Genomic DNA, 21,981 nt, shown 5'->3' with positions numbered 1-21,981 from the left:
TATGGTTTGTTAATTTGGATTTTTTTGCATTCACATGAAAGTATATTATTTGGAAGAAGTATTTTATATAGAGGAGAACCAAAATCATCCACAGAAGCAATTATTTATATTAAATTTGTTTCTGTTATTTGTATGTTTTGGCTACCAGTTCTAATAATAAGTTTCATCTTTGATTATTACTTCCTTAATTTTGTTTTAATTATGGCGATGCTTTATATATTAATATTGGGAATTCTTAAATAATTGATGATATCTTGAGTTGAATAATAATTTTAAGCAAGTTTACAATACACGTTGCTAAAAGCTAGTGTTTCTTTTCTTAACTTGGCTCTACAGTCTTGTATAGAATTTTTAGAATGATGAAATTGTACGTATTTATTGACTTCATATAGAAAGAATTTATACAATGTAGACAATCGTTATCTATAAAGGAGAAATGCTGATGCAATACAGCGTAGGTGTTGAGTATGCACTTCATAGCTTAGTGTATTTATGTTCAACCTCAAAGGTCGGACCTATTGGTATTAAGGATTTAGCAAAGCTCCAAGGGTTATCTGAAACATATTTGTCCAAAATTTTCACAAAGTTAGTAAAATCAGATATTATTACTTCAAGTACAGGTGTGAAAGGCGGATATATTTTAACACAACGACCAGAAAATATTAGCTTTTGGGATGTGGTTAGAGCTATTGAGGGTGAAAAACCATTATTTCAATGTAAGAGAATAGTTGATAAACATCTTTTTAATGAAGCAAAAATTGAAGGCGGTTGTTGTTCAGAAGAGATACCTTGTCGAATAAATATTACAATGTTAGAAGCTGAGAATTATATGAGAGACTATTTAAAAAGTAAAAGTCTTTTATGGTTAAAAGATACATTAGACCAGGAATTACCATCTGAAGAGATTAAAAAAACTGAAGAATGGTTTGTAGAGCAGATGAAATCTTGATTTAATGAGTACGGGTTAATTTAACAACTTTTTAACATCATATATAAATATATAACTTAGTTAATTTGTCTTCTTAGACAATCCTTAACTAAGTTTTTTTATGTTTTTTCTTTATGGAATTTTAAAGAAATTAACAATTTTTAATGGGTGTTGACATGTACGAGTAATAATATGTATAATCCAGATAAGGGTTATCTATAAAAGGTGTATTGAGCAAAAACATCATATTTTATTGAGGTAATACAATCTCGCTTTTATTAATTAGTTTTATATACAAAGTTGTTTTGGTTAAATTTTTTTAATTCCAATTATAGATAACACTTATCTAAATTATATTTTAAGAAGAGGTGTTTAATGATCAAAAACAAGATTTGAAATGGGAGATGTTGAACCAGGAGCATTTGAAGCTATGTGTGTTTTAGAGGGGTATGTTACTAATATGTCAATTGACAAAACAACTTTAGAGCTTATTAAAATCCGTGCTTCGGAAATTATCGGATGTGCATTTTGTATTGATATGTACGAGAGATGCTAGAAAAAATGGAGAGACAGAAGCGAGAATATATGCTCTAAGCATGGTGAGAAACAAATTTTTATTCTGATAAGGAAAGATCAGTATCAGTATTAGCATTAACAGAGTCAATTACATTAATATCAGAAAATCACGTACCTGATGTAGTTTTTAATGAAGTGAAGAAATATTATCCTGAAAAGGAAATTTCTGAACTTATTATGGCGATTGTACAATAAATGCATGAAATCGAATTGCTATATCTACAAGAATGATGCCAATGGATGGGAAGTAATAAAGTCTGAACCCTTACGCAATCAAGTGGAATATCTACTCCACCTGATAAAAATTACTCTGTAATGGTAGAGATGGGGTAGGGGTAAAACAGTATATAGCTCTTTCCTTACCACTTAAAGAGTGTTCATGTGATTATCTTAGAAAAACTAAATTAAACTAGGTGAGGATTAACATGAAAAATATAAGAAAGCATACTGCGATATCGACATTGTTGCATTTTGTTGTTGTACTAGTTCATGCAACAGCACATACAGTTTTAGCAATTAATATGCTTGTATGGCAAAATGCGTATATTGTTTCGGTAATTTTATTGCTACCTTTAATAGCTGGGTTTTTAATTATAACGAAAAAATATAAGATCGGTTTGTTAATTTTATTATTTTCAATGTTAGGTGCATTTTTGTTCGGAGGATCATACCATTATTTGGTGAGTGGGCCAGATAATATATCGTACCCAAGAGAATTTAGCTATTGGCTAGTTGCCTTTCAAGCTTCTGCAATTTTACTGACAGTTACTGAACTATATGGAATAATTGTTGGCTTTCTAGGTTTGTCAAAGATTAAAAAATTGAAAAAATCATAATAAATGAGGAGGATGTAAAATGGCAGAAAAGATATTAGTATTTCTAGGTCATCCTGATAACAATAGTTATTGTGGAGCTTTAGCAGATAGTTATGTTAAAGGAGCGAAGGCAAGTGGAGCTGACGTACGTTATTTACGAATAGGTGATATGGATTTTAAGACTAATTTAAAGCATGGCTACAATGTAGTAATGGAATTAGAAGATGATTTGGTAAAAGGTCAACAATATTTAAAATGGGCTGACCATATCGTTTTTGTTTTTCCAACTTGGTGGGGGTCGCTACCAGCGAGTTTCAAAGGTTTTTTTGATAGAGCTCTGCTCCCTGGCTTTGGATTTAAGTATCCAAAAGGAGCTAAATTTCCAGACAAGCTACTCAAAGGAAAGACGGGTAGATTGATTGTAACAATGGATACACCACCATGGTTTTACAAATTCATGTACAGCTCTCCTGGTATTAATGCAATGAAAAAGATGACCTTAGAATACTGTGGAGTTAAACCAGTGAAAGTTACCCAAATCGGGTCAGTAAAGGAATTCTCTAATGATAAGAGAGAACATTGGATAGAAAAAATAGAACAGTTAGGTAGAACTAAGGGCTAGGCCTATTGCATACTTGCTAACTGGGGGATTGAGATGAATTTCTATTCAATTAAAAGATTGCATTCAATATTAGGAGCATTTCCTCTAAGTGTCTTTTTAATACACCATCTTTATATTAATTGGTATGCAACTAGAGGAATGGAAATTTATTTTGAAAAATTAACAATATCAAAAGATTTTCCCTTAATGTTATTAATCGAAATTGTATTTATTTATATTCCAATTATATTGCATGGTGCTACTGGAATTTACCTTGTTACTAAAAGCAAGCACAATGTTAGGTTTAATAGATTCACATCAAATATCCTATATTTCTTTCAGCACATTACTGGGACAACTCTTTTATTATTTATCATATACCATCTTATTCAACACTACTATTTAAAATCATTTTGGAGCGACTTTTCAAGACCGTGGATGACACCAGTATATATTCTTGGAATATTATCAGCAGCCTATCATTTTGGAAACGGAATACGTTCTTTTTTAATAACTTGGGGAATAACTGTAACAACAAACGCGCAAAAGGTAGCATTGTTAGTAGGGTTGATAGCATTTTTTATTGTGACATATTTAGGGATTCATGCTTATTATAGTTTTTATATCCAGTTGACTTAACGATAATCAAAACCTTTTGAGGTGTTGTGCCATGCTAGGTAATACTTCTATATAAATGAAAGATGCACCTCCATTTATTTATACAAAGGGGGGTGCTTATCGATGAGTAAAAGAAATTAGGACAAGGATATAGAAAAAATGACCAACGAAATGGTGTATATAATATCTAGGTTAAAGCAATTATTTCATTAAGATTTTTATACAGGTGGTATATTTATTTTTCTAAAAGTTCAGTTCATAGATATGTAAGGTGCCCTTAAGATTAATAAAATTCTTTCTTACAAAAGTGTAAGAGTCAAGTAAGAAAAAGCTATCGAATCAGTTGGAGCTTCATTTTACAATACCAATATCATATATATAAGAAAGATTTTTATTAGAATATGTACTTGAAGTTTACCCAAATTAACAAAGCTTACGATATAAAAGTAGTCAAGTACTATATTAATCTTTTTGTCTTATAATTTCCAAAGGGTACAACTCCCTTGAAGTAGGAGGGTAGAAATAAATGAGAAAAGTCGATAATGAAAAGGTAATAGAATCGCTAATTAATAAAAAAATCTATAACCAACAAATTAAGAATCTCATCTCTTCGTACCAGTTTTTCTTAGTTGAAAAAGGTGATATGATTATTAACATAAATGAAAATCATAACTATTTATATGTATTGGTGACAGGTTTTGTGAAAGTTTACAGTATCCATAGTAATGGGAATAATTGCTTTCATGGATATTTGAAATCTGGGATGATATTTGGAGAAATGGAATTGATTACGAAAAAACCCTCTTCTAGTTATTATCAAGCTAGTTCAAGATGCTATTTACTTAGGGTTCCCTACACTGAACTTTCTTCACAAAAACTAAACTATAATCCCGACCTTGTAAATTTACTTAATTATAGTTTAGCTGTGAAGTTATATGAATCGATTGAATCAAAGAAAGACTATGTATATAACTCGTTAGAGGAACGTTTAGCGAGTTTAATATTAAAGGCAAAAACGTCTCAAGGAGAACTAGACCAATTAAATATGTTAACAATTCATGAACTAGCAAACCTTCTTGGTACAAGTACTAGACATTTGTTTCGTGTATTAGAAAAGTGGAAAAGTAATAATATTCTTAGTAAAGAAAAAGGGAAGTTGTTAGTGATTAATGATAAAAAAATAGAGGAAATAGCTAATTTATATTAGTATGAACAAAAATTTCTAGTGGCTAACATGAAAGCTTTTATTGAATTTAATACAAATTAAAAATCACTCTCAACATGTTCCTCGTATTGATAGCCCAATTTATTTACAGTGCAAATAATTTCCTTAAAAATTTGTACTTAATACTACCCTACAGGATGCCCTAGAGTGCCTTTTAGTAAGTAGAGCGAATAATAACAGATGGAATTATTATTCGCTTTACTTTTTCTATTCCCAAATCATAATTTCTAAGCATCATGGACAGTATTGTTAATTTCTAACCTCTTAATTATAATTAAGTCCCTCACATTACCTTAAGTCAAATTATTACCAAAGTTATAAAACATGACATATGTCAGCTGTAAAACTAAAACAATAGATTACAATCGTATACATAGGAGTTAGTATAATTCAATATACTCTGTTGGAGAAAATACATTTAATTAAACACACCAGTAAAGGAGAGAAAAAAGTGACTAAAACAAGGTTGATTAGAACTACTTTATTGTTGTTACTACTTTTAATAGGGTTAACAATGGGATTTATAAAAATAACTGAAAGTGAAAATAGAGATTTAGAGAAAATAACAACTAAAAGTATCGAAAAAAACTACTTAAGCAACATTTATAATGAACAAACTGAAGTAAGGCCTAAAATGTGGGATGAGGTATTTGATGAGACTAAAGACACTTTAAAGATGAATAGCCTTGAAGGGCGTGTGGAAAATTTTTCAGTAACGGGCAAATATGTAAAAGTTGCAGTTGTAGCTCCTGAGCAGACTATATATGAAATCAAAGGTGAAGTAATCAAAAGTATTGAAAATATCTTAAATGCCTATGACTATGAAGGATTCGATATTACATTATTTAGAAAAGAATATATAGATGAACCTGTTAAAATTGATAGTGAGATTCAAGATGAAAATACTGTGATAGATGATGTCCTTCAAGAAATATTGGAAAATCATAAAATTTGGAGGTATGGCACCACTTTTAGTGACAACCACAAGTATAGCATGATTACCCTAGGGATTTCTGATAATGATGAAAGAAATGACTTGGATGTCAAGGAATTGTTTCAAGATATTGTGCTAAAAAATGGTTTTTTAGATCCATTAATAGTTGAAGTACAAAGGTTTGATGTAAAAGAACATGCTGTGAAGGACATTTATTTAAAAATGGAATCTACACTAAATGAAGGACTATCAAATAAGAGTAAAGAGCTAAAGATAGCTAATATCTCCTGGTCAGAGATCAATCCTTCTCAAGTTTCTGTAAAAACATCTGTACTTTATGAAGATGAAAATGCGCAAAAATTAGGAAGTGAAATTGAAACAATAATTAGTGATTTTTTACAGGACCCTATAGTTAATCAATTTGTTCTAGAAGCAAACGAATTTCTTGCCTATATGGGGGAAGAGAAGTTAAGTATTGATGCAAATGAGATTTTTGAAATTGTTGTTCTAGATAAAAATAACAACCAAATTAACTAACATTTCCTTCTAGAGTTGCTAATTTCAGTAGAAGAATTATTACAGATTCTAGGTGCTGAAAAGAATATTCTATTAAAGTTAAAAACGCTCAGACTAAATTCTGAGCGTTTTTAATGTTTCTTAAATGTTAGTTAAAGGGTGGAATTAAATATTAAACCAATTAGAAAAAATGTCTAATACATCCTTTGAATATCTAATAGAAACATATAAAAAATAAAAGAGATTATAGAGTAAATTAGTTAACTTTTGATTGCAGACTACATGCAATAGATTAGAGAATGATATGTCATTTATACGATTGTTGACTTGATCTACATTGAAAACCGTTAAAAATAATTGAGCATATAATAATAAGAAGTAGCTTTTATTAATGTGTAATAAACATTTTAATTTGAAACGGAAACAGATGTCTTAGTGTCTGTTATCGTTGCTTCTCTAAAGTGAGGTATTAGAAATCCTAAGAATGACACTAGTGCTATCCATACACCGGATATAATAAAAAGAATTTGTATACCAAAAAAATCACCGAACCAACCAGCAATAAGGGTGCTGAGGGGTATTGCAATTGTGGCAAAACTTTTTAGCAAACCGTCGACTCTTCCTCTATATTGAGAAGAAACTAAAGACATTTGTATGGTATATAGAGTAACAGAACTAATAGTAATAAATAAAGTTCTTATGAATAACAACAGCATAGTGATAATTGTTATATTAGAAATTCCTATCCCAATTGTACATAACCCAGCTAGTAACCAACCCAGTAAAGTTAAGCTCCCGGCTCTAAACTTCTTACCGATTAATCCAGATAATAATCCACCCGCAATCCCTCCAAGCAAAGACACTACTTGAATCATTCCAAAAATAGAAGCTCCACCATTTAGTTGATCGCTTACTAGTGCAGGATATAATGGTCCGATAAAGGAAGCAAGGTTAAGGAGTAATATAAGTAAGACAATAGATTTTAATAGATTATCTCTTCTTATATATCTTCCTCCCTGAACAATACTAGTTATTAATTTGAAATTTTTTCTATTTGAAGACTGCTTTATTTGAGGTTTATGTGCATTTGGAATTTTAGCTATCCACATACAAAATGCAACTACAAAAAATGAGAAGGAGTCTATAGATAAAGCCCATCCACTTCCTACAAATGCTATAACAAACCCAGCTAACACATTACCTAAAAGTGCAGATAATCTTGATAGTGTAGTAAAAACTCCTGCCGCACTTAATAGTTGCTTACTGCTTACTAAGTCTGGTAACAAAGAAGCTTGAACGGGGTTAGAAAATATGGAAAGTGCATTTAAAACAAAAATTGATAAGAACGCTTGCCAAAGAGGTAAGTATCCATTAATAATTACATTAATTGCAACAATAAATGTAACTGATCCAGATAAAAGATGAATAGTCACTAACAATTTCTTTCTATTAATAAAATCTGCCAAAGCACCAGCAATTGGCGAGAAAACTGCACCTGAAATGTGCCATATCACTCCTACTAATGCACTTTGAAACACAGATTGACTTTGTTCGTATATAACCCACATAACTGCTAGACTGAAAAAAGTGTCACCCATAATTGAAATTGCTTCACCAGTCCAAATAATCATTAATGGTTTATTTCTCCATAGTTGTGAAGTTAGTAAATCTTTGTTTTTAGTTTTACCTATCATGATTTTGACTTCCTTCCACATATAAAATATGTCATACAGCCAATCCTCTTTTAACCATTACATTTTATTTCTAGAAAAAATGACTCATTTTTTCTTTATTTTTAAATTGTTGGTATTATAGCTCTTAGTATTCAAATGTAAATATATATTTTGTAGATTCTTTTTAGGAAAATAGTTTTGCTAAAAAGAATCTACTCATTTAAAAAGTTCCTTCATAATCCTAAGAAACTTGATTCAGAAGTATGTAGGAAATTAGTTGAAGTTCTATTAGAGCGTATGAGAAACTAAACTTATACATCATAATAACGTTTTTTAATTAGAAAAAGAAACTGAAACATGTTAGATATTTTTAGAGTTTTGTGAGAGTGGTTTTTGAACGAACTCCTATCAATTCATCTAGTGTGAAATTTAAATTAGTAGTTTGTTTCCCCATTTTCGCTTGTATCAATCTATGAAGAAAAAGTGCAATACCTGTAGAGCCTGTTGCGAGATCTGTAGAAGCCCTCAATAATTTATCTCCTGGAAAAACAATCCCTTCAGGGCGTTCAATTTTAAAAAGGTCTACACCTTCTGCAACCTTATTTGCTTCATAAAGAAAGCTGTTATCTTCAAAGATTTCATAGGCATCTAATAAAACATTACCTAGACCAGATAGACCTCTAAATAAATTAGGAAAGATTGTGATGCTCCTTTTTGCATCATCTAACAAGCTATAAGCGACTTCCTTATATTTATTTTGTTTTGTTACCATCCAGTATCTAAGTATAGTTGTTGCTACACCTGCACTCCCGTCAAGCCAATAATGACTTAAAACATTTTCTCTATTCTCTCCTTCATTTAATGTACCTCTTCTTAGTATTGAAAAGCCTTCTTCTGACTTCTCTAAGTGGGAGATTTCAAATTCAAGCGCTCTGGCTCCTAGTTCTAGGTAATTTTTTTGCCCCGTTATTTCCGATAGATACAAAAGAAAAAGAGAAATTCCAGCAGATCCTTTTGCATAACCAGTCCATATATCTCCTGAATGATCCAACCAATAGTAATTTCCATTTGAATCTTCATTTTTAGAATTATTTAACCAATTTCCTATTTTCACAGCATTATCTAACCAATATTGATTTGATGTATTATTATAAAAGTAAAGGCAGGATAAGCCTACACCAGATGCTCCACTATAAAGCTCCGCTTGAGTGAACAGTAATTTATGGTCAAGTGCATTAGTTAGAACTTGTATAGCTCTTTCTTCTAAGCCAATATCCCATAGTCCCCATGCAATTCCAGATAAACCTAGATATAAACCCGGAGAATAGGTGTCATTACTAATATTTTTCATTAGAATCCACGACTTTATTGAACTGGGAACTTCTCCTTTTATTTTTGAAAGTGCATAACCTACACCTACAGCCCCGTGTGCTAGGCTTAGTGGGTTTGTTCTAAAGACGTTTAGGTCAGAAGGAAAAAGTCTGTCACTTCTATGGTAGTCTGAATGTTCTTCAACATAACTTATGATTTTATTTAATGTAAGTTGGTGCTCGGGAATGTTACTTTTATTATTATCTGGAAGATGTGTCTCTTTGTCTGTAGTTAATTCTAGAATTGATTTTTCTATTTCTTTTAAAGATGGTCTGTTATTTGGTACATCATCCATACATTTCTTTATTAGAGATAATATAGATTTAGGTAACCCTAAGGTTCTACCTAATTTATTAATAAAAACTTCATTTTTAGATTGGTCAAGCTCTAATAATTGATTCATAGGAAATAATGTAGATAGCATAATAGCTCCAACCGCATAAATATCGCTTGAAGTACCTTTGTTATTGTAATCGTCAAATTTAGAAGAGTATCCTGGTGTTCTAATTTCTGAAGGTTGATCAGATCCTGGTTTCCATGCTCCTTCAAAATCAATAAATCGGATATCGATAGAATCATTCTCACACACCATCACATTCACACTCGATAAATCACCTATGATTATGTTTCTTTTATGAAATTCATTAACTCCGTTTAAAATTTGCAACCATATATTTTTCACCATAGACACATAACTTTGGATAACATCATTTGTCGGATTAACTAATCTAAATGGAGTGTTTCTTGTAACAAATGGTGCAAGGTTTGTTCCATCAATAAATTCTTCAATTAAGAATAAATGCTCCCATTCTTGTACCAAGTCGATTGGTTTAGGGGTTATTCCTATACTTTCCATTTCTTTTAATACTTTGTATTCTTTCTCTAACCTTGCAACTGCATCACTCCCATCTTTAAAGACAGAGGTGTGTGGTCTAGCTTCTTTTATTAGTACTCTTTTGTTTGAATTAAGGTCGGTTCCTTCATATATACCCCCGGTATTTGAAAATTGGATCACTTTCTCAATTCTATATCTTCCGTTCTTAATAGTATGATCTGTGTTATTTACCTTATCATCATCTTTAAATGGATCATTAATCCAATCAGGAAGATTATAGAAAGGGTATCGGTTATCAGGAATTAACTCACCATCAGGACTCATTATTTTATACTCTTGCTCACCATGAACATTAACCGTTTTTATTTCTTTAAAAGCGCCATATCGATAATAAACAACATTAGAGTCTTTGTATCTCATATCTGACAAAATATAAGGACCGTTAAAGTCTTTAAGGGCTAAGTATAGTTGTTCAATTATTTCTTTAAACTCTTCTTCACTGTTTGGATAAATTGTTATAAACTTTCCACTAGACCCCCTGGCTTGAGTTTTACTATTGGAAAAATTGACAATACTTTTATCAACTAAAAATTTAAAATTAATATTTGATGATATTAATATTGGTACTGCTTTTTGTAATATATCATCACAGTTTATCTGTGTTGCAGATATATGGATTTTCCACCCTTGAAATGGCATATTGGTGATTTTAAGTGGCTTCGCATGAAACCAAACATCCTTTCGACTAATAGTCCAATTGATAGGAATAAGAGCACGAACAATTTTTAATAACTCATCATTTGGGTGGAAAAATAATGAAGATTCATAATGGTGGTCATGAAATCTTAAATATCGATAATTTTGAGAAGTTTTATCAATTCCCAATTGTTTTCCCTCCTGTTCAATTTGACACTCTAATTAGATAAAGTATAACGATAAGGGGAGTGTTTTGAATTTGATAGAACGATTTATGGTATGCTGTTCTAATCTTTGACATTTTTTATGTTAGACATTAGTAACTAATAGTATAGTTATTCAGGAGCTTTTCTAGAGCTCCTGAATATTTTGTTGTGAGCTTTTAATTGCAGCTATGGGTATCACATGATGTAAGACTTATAGAGTCTGCAGTATCAAAGTTATTACGAACTTCCATGTTTTGTAAAATAAGAACGTTTGGCATAGAGTTTCACCTCCTTTACGTTAAATGTTCTATGATTCAATTAAAATTTAAATAGATTTATTTGAAAAAATTAATTACAGCTATGATGATCGCATGATGTAACACTAATAGAGTCTGCAGTATCAAAGTTATTACGAACTTCCATGCTTTGTAAATTAAGAACGTTTGGCATAGAATTTCACCTCCTTTATGTTAAATGTTCTATGGTTCATTTAATTCTAAATTATTTATTTAAAATTAATCATTACAGCTATGGGAATCACATGATGTAACACTAATAGAGTCTGCAGAAGAGCGATTATTACGAACTTCCATGCTTTGTAATTTAAGAATGTTTGGCATAGAGTTTCACCTCCTTTATGTTAAATGTTCTATGGTTCAATTAAAATTTGAATAGATTTATTTGAAAAAATTAATTACAGCTATGATGATCGCATGATGTAACACTAATAGAGTCTGCAGTATCAAAGTTATTACGAACTTCCATGCTTTGTAAATTAAGTACATTTGTCATACAGCTACACCTCCTTTATCTTAAATGTTCCATCGAATATTTTAAAAAAACTGAATAGAACTTTTTAAAAAATTAATTACAGCTATGATGATCACATGATGTAACACTAATAGAGTCTGCAGTATCAAAGTTATTACGAACTTCCATACTTTGTAAATTAAGTACTTTTGGCATAGAGTTTCACCTCCTAAACTAATATTTACTTTACTTTTTATCGATACCACTTTTGAAAAGTAGATTCAATTGGTATCTGACATCATTCTACAAATAATCAGAAAATTTGTGAAATGAATGTTATTAATTATAGGCATGAGCTTTGTTCATGCTTTAATAATTTCTCATACTAGAACAAGTCTATTCATGTGAACAATTAACAACCTTTGTTTCAAAATGACATATGTCAGCTACAAATATAAAACCATATATTACACTAATTAGTAATAAAAAGGTGGTGCAAGTCAGTTTTCACTGATGTTAAGTACAAAGCTATAAGCAATCATCAGTTGTGGAATAGGGGAGGACATTAATGGTTACAATTGTTCAGTTAGAAATCTTTCTTACAGTTACAGAAACTAATAACTTTACAAAAGCTGGAGAAATAGTCGGATTGAGTCAATCAGCGGTAAGTCACTCTATTTCAAATTTGGAGGAGAGCTTGGGATTTAAACTATTTAGTAGAGATCGTTCAGGAATTAAAATCACGAAAAATGGAGAACGAATGCAAAATTATGCAAAAAAAATTTTAATTGAGATTAAACAAATGAATGAGGAAATAGTAAAGATTAATAGTGGGAATAGTAAAAAGATACGTATAGGCTTTTTGAACCATACTATAAACGAATTCTTTTTGAGTAGGTTAAAAAAGTTTCAGCAAAATTTTCCTGTAATTGATATTGAAATCTGGGAAGGAAGTCACGAGGAGGTAGTGAATTGGATTTCCAATGAGACTATTGATTTAGGGACTGTATTCTTACCAGTAAATAATACAACTCTAGATGTTTCAATTTTAAAAAAGGACGGTTACTTCTTAGTTCTGCCACACGATCATCCCCTTTGTCAAGAATCAGAGCCTTCATTAGATAAAATCATTTCAGAACCTATTATCCTCTTACAAGAAGGAGAAAATGGACCTATGAGTAGGTTAATTAATCAAAGTAACATTGCATTGAACAAACAATTTATGGTGAATAATGTGAATTCAATCATTAATATGGTGCGTTGTGGAATAGGGATAGGTATTATACAAGAATTAATGATACCTAATACAAATATCGTATATACTGCACCTTTCCACCTAAGTTTACATAGGACAATTGGAATAGCTATTAAGGCTTCTAAATCGATCCCAACAACTATACTAAAGTTACGAGAAATATTAATAAATTGATTAATAACTTATTCTGATGAACAGAAAATACTACAAAAGAACTAGGCTAATTTCAATAAAATACAATGGTATGTCAACTGTTTAACATTATTGTCCTTATTAAAGAAGGACAGCGTGCAAAGGGGGAAGTGAATAAACAATATGCATCCCTACTTTCCTCAGTTATTTAACAATTTAAAACCGATTCCGCGCCTGTTTAATTTTTTATTCCTAAATTTATCTAGTTCCGTCTTTATATTTTTAAATAATATCTTTCTTAAAATAAACATTCTTCATATATAATCCAAAATTATCCATGACAGATGTCATCACAAGCTAATTTTAAAATCCCTTATACTAAGTTCGTAAATTTCTAGAAAGGATAAATCATCCTTAGTAAACTATCAAACTCGTAACCAGTTACCTAATCAACCTTGTCTTCGTTTTAATAAAATAATAATCAGGAGAGGATCTAAATGAACAAGAAAAAAATAAGAAATTCATTAATAGCTGGATTAATTCTTTCAATCCCAGTAACACAAAACGTACAAGCTGAAGATTTTTCTTCACAAGCAAATCAAATCGTAGAACAAAGGTTACAAGCAAGCGAGCATTCAATGGAAATAGAAGACGGTGTGAATATTGAACTTTTTGCTACAGAATCTCTAACAGGTATTACAAGTGAGCTATTTAGGTCAATAACAAATCCACTTTCAATTCCATTTGGTGTTAGTGCTAATTTTGATATTTTATCAATTAGTACAAACTCAGATTTAACAATTAATAATGTTCCGGTTAACGCTGGTGAATCTTTTACGGTAGATTTAGATGTTGGAGAAAATAAATTTAAAATCGAAACTAATAATGGTACGATATTCGAACTTATAGTAGTAAGAGCAGATCCTATAGCGCAAGAAAGGGACACTTTACAAAAAAGAGTATCTGAAACACGCAGTGCCTTAGTCGATAAGTTTGTGGAGATTAACGGAAGTTCTACCATTGACAGTGAATTAATTAGTAGTGTAAATGAACTTATTAATAATTACAGTAATGCTTTAAATCATTTAGAAGTTTTTTATGAAGACAATGATATATCAAATGAAGCATTAACAAATTTTAAAAATTATTTACAAGAAGCGGAAGCAACGCTAGCAGTCTTGAAATTAGAAAAGGAAGTACAAACTTTAACCGATGCTAATCTTAGTGCTGCAAATGAGGCGTTATCAATTGCATACACAGCTGTGTCACAGCTTCCTGATATATTATTTGACGAAGAAAATGCTAGTAAAGCTTCACTAGAAAATAGAATAAGTCAAGCTGAAGAAAGCATTAAGTTATTTAATAATCAAACTGACGATGCCCCAGCATCACTATTTTTAAAAGCCGTGCAACAAGTTAAGGATTTCGATTGGAATGCTCAATATGATCTAGAATCTGCAAATGTTGTTCTAGAAAATGCAGAAAAACAATTAAGTATTTTAGAGAATACGGATGAAGATTTGTTACAACAACAGGAGATGATTGAATCTATTCAATTCCTAAAGCAACAAAGAGTCTCATTTGAAAAGAACATGTTAGTTGGGAACTTGGAAAAGTTCAATAATGCTAACGACTTAACCATTGTTGAAGGAAATATTGAGGAATATCGTGATCATACGAATCCATTAGGATCATATTCACAATTACAGCAATCAATTATTTCTTCAGCAGAAAAGGTTCAAGATCTAGAAGCATTTTATACGGAATATAGCATTGAAAATAATGACTTTGTTGCTGAATTACAAAGTATAAATAAAATGATACAAGAAGCTAAAGTTGATTTATTTGCCAAAGTTTTAAATTTAAGAATCCAGGATTATATTGATCATCGCCATAGTTCTACAGAGGACAAAGTTAAGCATATGGTAGAAGGGTTGGATACTACAATTGCTATAGCAGAAGATTTAGTAGATTCTTCAGATTTATTAGCTCCTGATTCAGAATCTATTACAAATTTAATAACTGCTATTGAACAAGCAGCAATTGTATTGGAAGGTCAAGAGCCTGGTACAGGAGTTGAAGAGCCAGGCACAGGAGGCCAAGAGGCGCAAATTCAACTGTTTAGTGACAAAGTGGCAGTTATAAAAAATATAGATATGCGTAGTGTACTTGCTTTTGTAAATGGAAATAAAAAACCTGTACAAGCTGCATCAAAGGCTTTACTTGAAGCAGAAAAGGCTTTGGAAGAAATAACGGATGAAAGTGTGTTACTTACACTCGTAGACGATATTAAAGTTCTAAAGGAAAAGAGATTAGAATTCCAATATTTCCTACTAGAAAGTTATTTTAAATTAGCTGAAAGAGACTATTATGGTATTGATAAAGATGGAAGTCTTCAAAACGCTTCGTTAAGAAATGCTTACTTGAATAGCTTATATGATGTAAAGGATGCACAGAAAACATTACAAGATTTTTATGAATACCGCAATATAACAAATGATACTAATAAATATAAGGGAACCTTGGATACAATTAATATTGTCATAGCTAAAACTGAAGCAGAAATTTTTAGTAAAGAGTTAGAAATGGCAAATACAATTGATAAACACAATTGGGAATCAGATGAATTTTATGCAAGTATTAAAAATGTAGATAATATTAGTGAACTAGTTGAAAGAGCACAAGAAGTTGTTGAATCTTTAGATAGTTTAGGTCTCTCAGAGCAAAAATCAATGCTAATTAATAGTATTGAAAACATAAACGATGAGCAAACAATGGAAGTAGATTTGAGAATGAACCTTATTTTCGAAGAGTCTGAAACAGGCTTTACTAAGACTATGTATTTTCCTATTCCATATCCAGTAACTGTAAATGCTCATACAGATATTTTAACATTTTATCCTAACAGTGATATAACCATTAATAATGAAATTGTAGTACAGGCAGCTGAAAAAGTATCAGTAGATTTATTATTAGGGGAAAATAAATTTGAAATTGAAACTACCGATGGTACAGTATACGAAATAATTGTTCATAGAGGCTAAATAAGTTGAAGATCTATAACACAAGAAAGAGATAGTTTACAACAAAGTGCATCTGAAACGCGGAGTGCATTAATGTAATAGGATACTATTGATAAATACAATTGGGAATCGGATGTGTTTTTTTAGGTATTAAAGATGTAAATAATATTAGTGTACTAGTTGAAAGAGCACAAAAAGTTGTAGAATCTTTAGATAATTTAGGTCTCATAGAGCAAAAAACAATGCTGATTAATAGTATAGAACAAAATAGCAACAAAGCTTAATATGATTGGTACCACACATGTTTTTAATTATATGTGTGGTGTTTTTTTGCAATTAATTATTATTGTTCTATGTTGGATTAATTAACATATAATAACGGTTTCGACAGCTGTTTGAATGTAAAAGGGTGGAGAAGGTTTAAAGAGATAATAATATTATTGACATGGAGAATGCGTACATCTATAATAAAGAGACTGAATGGTCTTTTATTTAGAAAGGTGCTAATAAATAAATGAAAAAAGGTACAAAAACAAAACTAATGATTCTTCAAAAGTCATCCAATTTGTTTAATCAAAAAGGTTATATGACAGCAACAATTAACGATATAATGACTGAGACTGGACTGAAAAAGGGTGGAATATACAGACATTTTTCAGATAAAAACTCATTAATGATTGAGGCATTTCTTTTTTCAGCTAATATTCTGAAGAAACATTATGAAGATAAAATATCTATTAAAACTAACGGCAAAGAAAAATTAGCTGCTTTTATTGAGGGCTTTATTGAGCTTATAAATAACGAGCCATTAGCTGGTGGTTGTCCTATAATAAACGCTTCTATAGAGATGGACAATTTAGACAACGATGATATGCTAAGTCACATTCAGGATTCGATGAAATATTTAATACAACTATTAAGTGAGATTATAGCAAAAGGCCAGGAAAATGGTGAGTTTTCAACTGAGGTTGATGCTGAGCTCAATGCAGTTTTTATTCTTTCATCTTTAGAAGGGGCATTAGCAATGAGTAAGTTATTTAAGGATCAATCTTATGTGAGAAATGTAGCCAATCGTATTATTGATTCTCATTTAATATAATAGTTTAAGTTTACGGCATTTCATGTCGTTTTTTTATAACACATTTTGAGACCGAACGGTCTTTAATTTATCTTTGAATAGGAGTGAAGTCTGAATGAAAAACGAAAAATTTAAAAATCATCCGACCGTAATAAATTATTACACAAATCAACAGAGGGATAATGATAAAAATGAAAATAATCAGGCCCTTGATTTGGATTGGCTAAAGAATTTAGCAATTAGATGTGGGGCTGACGATGTTGGAATTGTATCCGTAGACTCACCCGATTTATTGGAACAAAAAAGTGAAATTTTAGAATTATTACACGATGCTAAAACTTTGATTAGTTTTGTCTGCAAAGTGAATAGGGAGCCTGTTCGTTCCCCATCAAGATCAATTGCAAATACTGAATTTCACCATACAATTGATAAAACTAATGAAGTGGGGCATAAAATAGCATCTGAGCTTGAGGAAATGGGGATTAGGGCAATGAATACATCATCTTCATTTCCTATGGAAGTTGACAAAGAAGGTAAGCCATGGATTATATCTCATAAACCAATTGCTGAAGCAGCAGGATTAGGGAAAATCGGTTTTAACCGACTTGTTATACATCCTAAGTATGGAAATTTCATTTTGTTAGGTACAGTAATAATTAATAAGGATGTGAATAACTACTCTGAGAAATTAAACTTTAATCCTTGCTTTGAGTGTAAACTTTGTGTTTCAGCATGTCCTGTGGGAGCTATAGAACCAGATGGCAGCTTTAATTTCTCTTCATGTTTTAACCACAATTACAGAGAGTTCTTTGGAGGATTTAATGATTGGGTTGATCATGTTGTAACGAGTAAAAATCGAGAGGAGTATCATAATCATTTTACGATAGGTGAGACTTCTTCAATGTGGCAAAGTCTTTCCACCGGCGCAAATTATAAAGCAGCTTACTGCATGTCAGTTTGCCCGGCTGGAGAAAATGTAATAGGGCAATATATTGAAGATAGGAAAGGATTCATAAAGGACGTAGTTAAGCCCTTACAGAAAAAAGAGGAAACTCTTTATATATCTAAAAATTCAGATGCTATAGAGTACGCTAAAAAAAGATTTCCTAATAAATCAATAAAAATAGTTTCTAGTGGACTAAGAGCAACCACAATTAAAACTTTCAAAATATTTTTACCTGATTTATTTCAAAAAAATCGTTCGAAGGGTTTGCAAGCATCTTACAATTTTGAATTTATTGGAAATGAAGAGGTTTGCTTTTCTGTAGAAATAAAAAATAAAACGATTAAAGTAAAGGATGATCTATTAGAAAATCCAGATGTCAGAGTAACAGCTGATAGTGAGACGTGGGTAAAGGTTCTTAATCAAGAGAAAAGTTTAATTCAAGCACTGTTGTTCGGGAAGCTTAAGGTGTCAGGTCAAAAAAAATTATTACTACAATTCAAAAAATGTTTTCCATCTTAATGAAAAGAAATTTAATTAGTTCACCTTTTCAAAAAAGGAATTGTCTTTTTTAGGAAAAAGATCTATTAGACTATAAGGTCAATGAACGAGTAGTAGTTATTCAGTTTATATAATAGAAGAATCTATGTTCAGATGGATATGAAAAGACTACGGGATCTAGTTTTTTATAGGGTAAGGGAAAAAAGAATAATGATATATGATATATTTAGAAGATTTTAAGAAATAAATGATAATTGCCCAATGATGAATTATCTAATATTGAAAGGTACATTTATTATAGATTTATTTTCACCTTTTGTAGATTTTCATCCCCCTGCCAAAACAAGATTATTTTCTGCAAAACACTTTAAAATATGACATATGTCATCAGCAAAAGTAAAAACAATGGCTTACAATAACGGGAACCTGTTTGTATCTTATTATCAGGGGAGATTTAGGTGTATCATAAATCAGCAGGGTTCAAAGTTGGTTTGTTTGCATCATTATTGGTCCTATTGTTAATCTTATTGCCAATAGGGTTAGTTAGCTATTTTTTATACGGATTTGAAGGACTCAGTATTTTTCTTCTTTCGTCTATTGTACTTGATTATATTGCCAGTTTTATGGAAAGGCTATACAATCGGCAAAAAATAGCTGGAGTAAAATTGTAAAAAAAGCTTTAAATGGTACCTTTCAGAAAATGGTATATCGCATAAAAATAGTACTTATTGTATATGTTTTATCGCTTGGAATTGGGTGTAAAATTAGTCTTTTTATAATCTTACTTTATAAAGATAAGCGAGCGATAGACGACTTTAACGTATGAACATATGTAACTCATGATAAGCATGAAGAATTATTAAAATAATAATTAATATGATCGTAAATTGGGGTAAACCTTAATCGGTTGATTCAAGTATTAGTAACTTAGCTGTTGGTAATTTCACTGCGGATAAATTTTTATAAAAAAGACCGAAAATCTTTTTTAGTGGAAAGATACCAATGCCAGATGAACTAAGGCAAATTGGAGAATGTGATCTCAAAAGGCATTTCCTTTTAAGTGAAAAGAGAATTAAAACGGAAAGGGCGTGGGAAGCTTTTACTACACAGTAAAATATGAAAATAATAATATATAACAAATCATACCTATGTAGCATCATCTAGAGCAGGTTGGTTAACCCTAAAGAGTTTGGAATAGATTCATTTTTATTCTCCTTGATTAATTAGGGGTTGACGCATTTGTCGTATATTTGTACAGACATGAAATTTTCCTGCTACAATTCAATCACATAAAATAATCCAAGGATATTAAAGTACCTATATTTCGTGAAAATAGGGACTTGGAACTTCAATCACGGTACAATTCCTATAATATTCCTTCATTCAGTAGTAGTTTAAATATTAAATCCACATTTTGTAGGTGATAAGTAACTTAATCAAACACGGTCTTATTCTTAAGCAAGATTACTAAAATAAAATGGTTTTATTTAAAAAAGGGGAGAGCAGTTTGATAATAATTGATGACATTAAATTAAAGCAATCCTTTATTTCACAATGGTCTATTCATAATATGTTACCAGAAGAGATTATTTCAAAATTTATATTATGTAAGTATGGCAACGGGGAGTTAATTATTGATTCTAAAGATAACCTTAATGATTTATATTTTTTAGTAGAGGGGAGAGTAAAAACTTATTTAATAAATCAGGAAGGTAAAGTGTTTCTTTATAAATTTTTTAACCCACTTAGTTTATTTGGAGAATTAGAATATATAACTAATCAATCAAGATGTTCTTTTTATCATGAAACAATCATGGAATCTTATGTTCTAAAAATAACAAGCACTCATTTAGCCCAGTTGAATGATAACGATAATCTTAAATTTTCGAAATATTTAAATGGAATTTTAGCCCATAAACTTGCATCCACAACGGATTTATTAAGTCTTTTTGTCTATAGTTCATTAGAAGAAAGACTAGCAAGTTACCTATTTCATATAAGTGAGGAAATAGGCAATTTTCAATCAAGTTATACTGTAAAATTTAATGAATTAGCTCATCTTCTAGGAACGAGTTATCGACATCTTTTACGTACACTCAAAAAATTAGAAGCCCAGGGTTTGCTTATGAGAGAAAAAAGCAGGATAAAAGTAATAAATGAAATGAAATTGAAGGAAATGGTTATTGTGGATTTATATGAGTAACCTTTTACTTATAAACAACTGTAGCTATAGCCTCTTAAATTAACTTGGAAATTGAAAGATGGTTTTTACGAAGATTTAGTAAAGTGGGTGAAACATATGGAAAAATTAATAAGTTTAATTCAAAAAAGAAAAAAGTTATTTTGGTTCATTACTATATTTTATATCGTATTTAATGGATGTTTTATGTTTCCAATTAATAGAGGAGTGATAAATACTGAGGGCTCTTTAGATTCTTTTTTATTTGTAGTTATAATTGCATATGTGGCAATAGCAGCGTTTTTTGTAGGGTTGCTAAGAAAAAAAGTATTGACAGTTTTTCTCATTACCTTCTTTTTAAATGTCGTTGGTATGGGTTTTAGGTATATCTTAGAGTATGGTGAAGTATCTAATACTGTCAATTTTATAACTAGCAATATATTCTTCTCGGTATTAGTCATACCTCTTTTTGTTACATTGGTTTATTTTGTATTTACATATGAATCTAAATTGGACAAAGGGAGGGGGGTAGCAGCCAGTTTTCTATTAAGCAAGTCGTAATAAATAAGGAAAGAATTGATCTTCAGGATTATTTGATCAGTATCAGTATCTCTCCCATTGACTTTTTGTAGGGTTTAAAAATAAGATGTATATGGTGATCTCTTATATATCGTTATCATAATATGTATCGATAATTAGCTACATATTCATTTTTTATTTTTTTCAAGTATTACATCTACTAATTCATTTCTTTTTAGCTTTTTTTAGCAGGCAGTATACAAAAGAAGAAATTTTGAAGACTATGGGGCTACTTCGATAAAAAAGATAAATATATATTTAAACAGTTTTTTTCATTCCTATCAACAATAGGCTAATTTCATATAAAACTAAGGCAGCACCCCATATATGGGGTGCTGCCTTAGTTTTATATGTTTTTGAAGGGAGTAAAATTAGTATGTGATTATTGGTAGAAATATAACCCATGATAAGTTTGATTAATAATTATTATAAGTAAAGTGAGTAAGATAGACTTTGTAATAGTAATATTATTAATTATTTTTTGGAGCAAATGCTCATTTGGTCACAGCATGAAGATCAACATGTAAGAGCGACTTTCAAGTAAGGG

The 21,981-nt window shown here is 30.6% G+C and carries 17 protein-coding genes and 1 pseudogene; 15 read left to right on the top strand and 3 right to left on the bottom strand.

Translation table 11 applies throughout. The features are described from left to right. The first annotated feature begins 442 nt into the window (after nt 1-442). The 7 genes and pseudogenes from ACSVDA_RS14330 (at nt 443) to ACSVDA_RS14300 (ending at nt 6,234) form a co-directional block, all read left to right on the top strand. Nucleotides 443-949 (top strand): Rrf2 family transcriptional regulator, encoded by a 507-nt coding sequence (locus ACSVDA_RS14330; protein ID WP_485884118.1) that lies wholly within the window; start codon nt 443-445, stop codon nt 947-949. 376 nt (nt 950-1,325) lie between these two features. Then, nucleotides 1,326-1,707 (top strand): annotated as a pseudogene (locus tag ACSVDA_RS14325) (carboxymuconolactone decarboxylase family protein). 222 nt (nt 1,708-1,929) lie between these two features. Next, the gene (locus tag ACSVDA_RS14320) at nt 1,930-2,340 is read left to right on the top strand and encodes a hypothetical protein (RefSeq protein ID WP_485884117.1); all 411 of its coding nucleotides are present in this window, start codon (nt 1,930-1,932) and stop codon (nt 2,338-2,340) included. 19 nt (nt 2,341-2,359) lie between these two features. Beyond that, a complete protein-coding gene (locus ACSVDA_RS14315; protein ID WP_485884116.1) occupies nt 2,360-2,941 on the top strand; it encodes an NAD(P)H-dependent oxidoreductase in 582 nt (193 codons plus the stop codon). A gap of 33 nt (nt 2,942-2,974) precedes the next feature. Continuing rightward, nucleotides 2,975-3,559 carry a succinate dehydrogenase/fumarate reductase transmembrane subunit gene (locus ACSVDA_RS14310; RefSeq protein ID WP_485884115.1) on the top strand — a complete coding sequence of 195 codons (585 nt, stop codon included), beginning with the start codon at nt 2,975-2,977 and terminating at the stop codon, nt 3,557-3,559. A gap of 505 nt (nt 3,560-4,064) precedes the next feature. Further along, nucleotides 4,065-4,745 (top strand): Crp/Fnr family transcriptional regulator, encoded by a 681-nt coding sequence (locus ACSVDA_RS14305; protein ID WP_485884114.1) that lies wholly within the window; start codon nt 4,065-4,067, stop codon nt 4,743-4,745. A 469-nt stretch (nt 4,746-5,214) separates the two neighbouring features. Next, nucleotides 5,215-6,234 (top strand): hypothetical protein, encoded by a 1,020-nt coding sequence (locus ACSVDA_RS14300; protein WP_485884113.1) that lies wholly within the window; start codon nt 5,215-5,217, stop codon nt 6,232-6,234. 386 nt (nt 6,235-6,620) lie between these two features. On the opposite strand, the gene ACSVDA_RS14295 is transcribed toward ACSVDA_RS14300, so the two are convergent. The 3 genes from ACSVDA_RS14295 to ACSVDA_RS14285 all read right to left on the bottom strand — a co-directional run bounded on the left by ACSVDA_RS14295 (nt 6,621) and on the right by ACSVDA_RS14285 (nt 11,614). Continuing rightward, the gene (locus ACSVDA_RS14295; protein ID WP_485884112.1) at nt 6,621-7,928 is read right to left on the bottom strand and encodes an MFS transporter; all 1,308 of its coding nucleotides are present in this window, start codon (nt 7,926-7,928) and stop codon (nt 6,621-6,623) included. Nucleotides 7,929-8,256: 328 nt separating this feature from the next. After that, nucleotides 8,257-10,977: a class III lanthionine synthetase LanKC gene (gene lanKC, locus ACSVDA_RS14290; RefSeq protein WP_485884111.1), complete on the bottom strand. Its 2,721-nt coding sequence runs from the start codon at nt 10,975-10,977 to the stop codon at nt 8,257-8,259. Between the two features lie 532 nt (nt 10,978-11,509). Further along, nucleotides 11,510-11,614, bottom strand: coding sequence for a class III lanthipeptide (locus tag ACSVDA_RS14285; protein WP_485884110.1), 105 nt, complete (start codon nt 11,612-11,614; stop codon nt 11,510-11,512). Between the two features lie 698 nt (nt 11,615-12,312). On the opposite strand from ACSVDA_RS14285, the gene ACSVDA_RS14280 reads away from it, so the two are divergent. The 8 genes from ACSVDA_RS14280 (at nt 12,313) to ACSVDA_RS14245 (ending at nt 21,416) form a co-directional block, all read left to right on the top strand. Beyond that, nucleotides 12,313-13,173, top strand: coding sequence for a LysR family transcriptional regulator (locus tag ACSVDA_RS14280; protein WP_485884109.1), 861 nt, complete (start codon nt 12,313-12,315; stop codon nt 13,171-13,173). A gap of 455 nt (nt 13,174-13,628) precedes the next feature. Further along, a complete protein-coding gene (locus ACSVDA_RS14275) occupies nt 13,629-16,175 on the top strand; it encodes a hypothetical protein (protein ID WP_485884108.1) in 2,547 nt (848 codons plus the stop codon). Nucleotides 16,176-16,276: 101 nt separating this feature from the next. Beyond that, complete coding sequence (locus tag ACSVDA_RS14270) at nt 16,277-16,438, top strand: hypothetical protein (RefSeq protein ID WP_485884107.1); 162 nt, start codon at nt 16,277-16,279, stop codon at nt 16,436-16,438. Between the two features lie 230 nt (nt 16,439-16,668). Then, nucleotides 16,669-17,253 (top strand): TetR/AcrR family transcriptional regulator, encoded by a 585-nt coding sequence (locus ACSVDA_RS14265; RefSeq protein WP_485884106.1) that lies wholly within the window; start codon nt 16,669-16,671, stop codon nt 17,251-17,253. 94 nt (nt 17,254-17,347) lie between these two features. Next, the gene (locus ACSVDA_RS14260; RefSeq protein ID WP_485884105.1) at nt 17,348-18,697 is read left to right on the top strand and encodes an SCP2 sterol-binding domain-containing protein; all 1,350 of its coding nucleotides are present in this window, start codon (nt 17,348-17,350) and stop codon (nt 18,695-18,697) included. Between the two features lie 437 nt (nt 18,698-19,134). Then, the gene (locus ACSVDA_RS14255; protein ID WP_485884104.1) at nt 19,135-19,347 is read left to right on the top strand and encodes a hypothetical protein; all 213 of its coding nucleotides are present in this window, start codon (nt 19,135-19,137) and stop codon (nt 19,345-19,347) included. A gap of 836 nt (nt 19,348-20,183) precedes the next feature. After that, nucleotides 20,184-20,879, top strand: coding sequence for a Crp/Fnr family transcriptional regulator (locus ACSVDA_RS14250; RefSeq protein WP_485884103.1), 696 nt, complete (start codon nt 20,184-20,186; stop codon nt 20,877-20,879). Between the two features lie 96 nt (nt 20,880-20,975). After that, entirely contained in the window at nt 20,976-21,416 is a 441-nt protein-coding gene (locus ACSVDA_RS14245; protein ID WP_485884102.1) for a hypothetical protein, read from the top strand. Nucleotides 21,417-21,981 lie beyond the last annotated feature (565 nt).

The sequence above is a fragment of the Cytobacillus sp. Hm23 genome (genome assembly GCF_051842895.1).
Lineage (GTDB): Bacteria > Bacillota > Bacilli > Bacillales > SM2101 > Nanhaiella.
This window is presented reverse-complemented; position numbering and strand designations above follow the sequence as displayed.